Genomic DNA, 2058 nt, shown 5'->3' on the forward strand with positions numbered 1-2058 from the left:
GTTATGATCAGTTTTGGGAAACCATATAACTTCTAAAAAAATCTTATATTTAGAATGATCAAAGCAGAAGAAATTATTTACTTCTTTATGATTTTTTTCGAGCTAGCATAGAGTTTTATTAATAGTCAACCATTTATTGTTGACTTTAATGGCCGATTTGATGTCAACACAGCCGGATGGAGGAGCAAGCCATATCTTAACTGATAGTTTCATAAACTGCTAAAAAATGCCCAAAGAAAAGATTCATATTAACATTGTCGTCATTGGACACGTAGATTCAGGCAAATCTACTACCACTGGCCATCTCATTTACAAATGTGGCGGTATCGACAAACGTACTATTGAAAAATTCGAGAAAGAGGCTCAGGAGATGGGCAAAGGATCTTTCAAATATGCCTGGGTATTGGACAAGCTTAAGGCTGAACGTGAACGTGGTATCACAATTGATATTGCTTTATGGAAATTTGAGACTGCTAAGTATTATGTCACAATCATTGATGCCCCTGGTCACAGAGATTTTATCAAAAACATGATTACAGGAACTTCACAGGCTGATTGTGCTGTGTTGATTGTAGCTGCAGGTACTGGTGAGTTTGAAGCTGGTATCTCTAAGAACGGTCAGACTCGTGAGCATGCCCTTCTTGCCTTTACACTTGGTGTAAAGCAATTGATTGTTGGAGTTAACAAAATGGATTCCACTGAACCTCCTTACTCTGAGGCCAGGTTTGAGGAAATCAAGAAAGAAGTATCTTCTTACATCAAGAAAATTGGTTATAACCCAGCTTCTGTAGCTTTTGTTCCTATTTCTGGTTGGCATGGTGATAATATGCTTGAGTCATCTGACAAGATGCCATGGTTCAAGGGATGGGCTATTGAAAGGAAAGAGGGCAAGGCTGACGGTAAATGTCTTATTGAAGCTCTTGATGCTATTTTACCACCTAGCAGGCCAACTGATAAGGCCCTCAGGCTTCCACTTCAGGATGTGTACAAGATCGGTGGTATTGGAACAGTACCAGTTGGTAGAGTAGAAACTGGTGTGCTGAAACCAGGTATGGTTGTCACTTTCGCTCCTGTCAATCTTACCACTGAAGTAAAGTCTGTCGAAATGCACCACGAAGCTCTCCAGGAAGCAGTACCTGGTGACAATGTAGGATTCAACGTTAAAAACGTCTCTGTCAAAGAGTTGCGTCGAGGTTACGTTGCTGGTGATTCCAAAAACAATCCACCTAAAGCTGCTGCTGACTTCACTGCTCAGGTTATCGTTTTGAACCACCCTGGTCAGATTTCCAATGGATATACTCCAGTTCTAGACTGTCACACCGCCCATATTGCCTGCAAATTTGCAGAGATCAAAGAAAAGTGCGACCGTCGTACTGGTAAATCTACTGAAAGCAACCCTAAATCTATCAAGTCTGGTGATGCTGCTATCATTAACTTGGTTCCAACCAAACCAATGTGTGTAGAGTCATTCCAAGAGTTCCCCCCATTGGGACGTTTTGCTGTCAGAGACATGAGGCAAACTGTTGCCGTCGGCGTCATCAAGTCTGTAACTAATAAAGATATAACAACGGGTAAAGTAACAAAGGCCGCCGAGAAGGCACAAAAGAAGAAATAACTAGGTGTCGTCATCAGATCAGCAGCAGACAAGCCACCACAGCCACCGCCATCATTATCAGAATCAGGAAGCTATTACTTAAAACAATTATCATGTCGCTTTTCTCCCCATCAGCAGCATCTATCCAAGTGGCTCCTGCAGCCGTGTTTCCATCGTAAGGAGTTCCGGAGGAAAAGCGGCTGCATGATCTTCACTTTTCTCGAACCTTTCCTTATATATGTTTAATCTATATTATTATATATATAGTATAGCATTATGATTAATTCTACTTAAATACAGTTTTTTAAAACTCACAAGGAAGGCTTTAAGATTTTTTTCTATTCTTTTTTATTTTTAGAAGAGGAACTCGTCATGTGAATAGCATGTTTTTTCATTTTATTTTGTTCGACAGATATTTAATTTATATTCGAGGATTTTTAAGTCAACTTTTTGTTTTGTGAAGC

Annotated in this window: 1 protein-coding gene; it reads left to right on the forward strand. The window is 39.9% G+C overall.

The features are described from left to right. Positions 1-226 precede the first annotated feature (226 nt). Positions 227-1615 carry a translation elongation factor EF-1 subunit alpha gene (tuf, locus tag MU846_RS14830; RefSeq protein ID WP_246953970.1) on the forward strand — a complete coding sequence of 463 codons (1389 nt, stop codon included), beginning with the start codon at positions 227-229 and terminating at the stop codon, positions 1613-1615. Positions 1616-2058 lie beyond the last annotated feature (443 nt).

It is taken from the genome of Alcanivorax quisquiliarum (assembly GCF_023051175.1).
Classification (GTDB): Bacteria; Pseudomonadota; Gammaproteobacteria; order Pseudomonadales; family Alcanivoracaceae; genus Isoalcanivorax; species Isoalcanivorax quisquiliarum.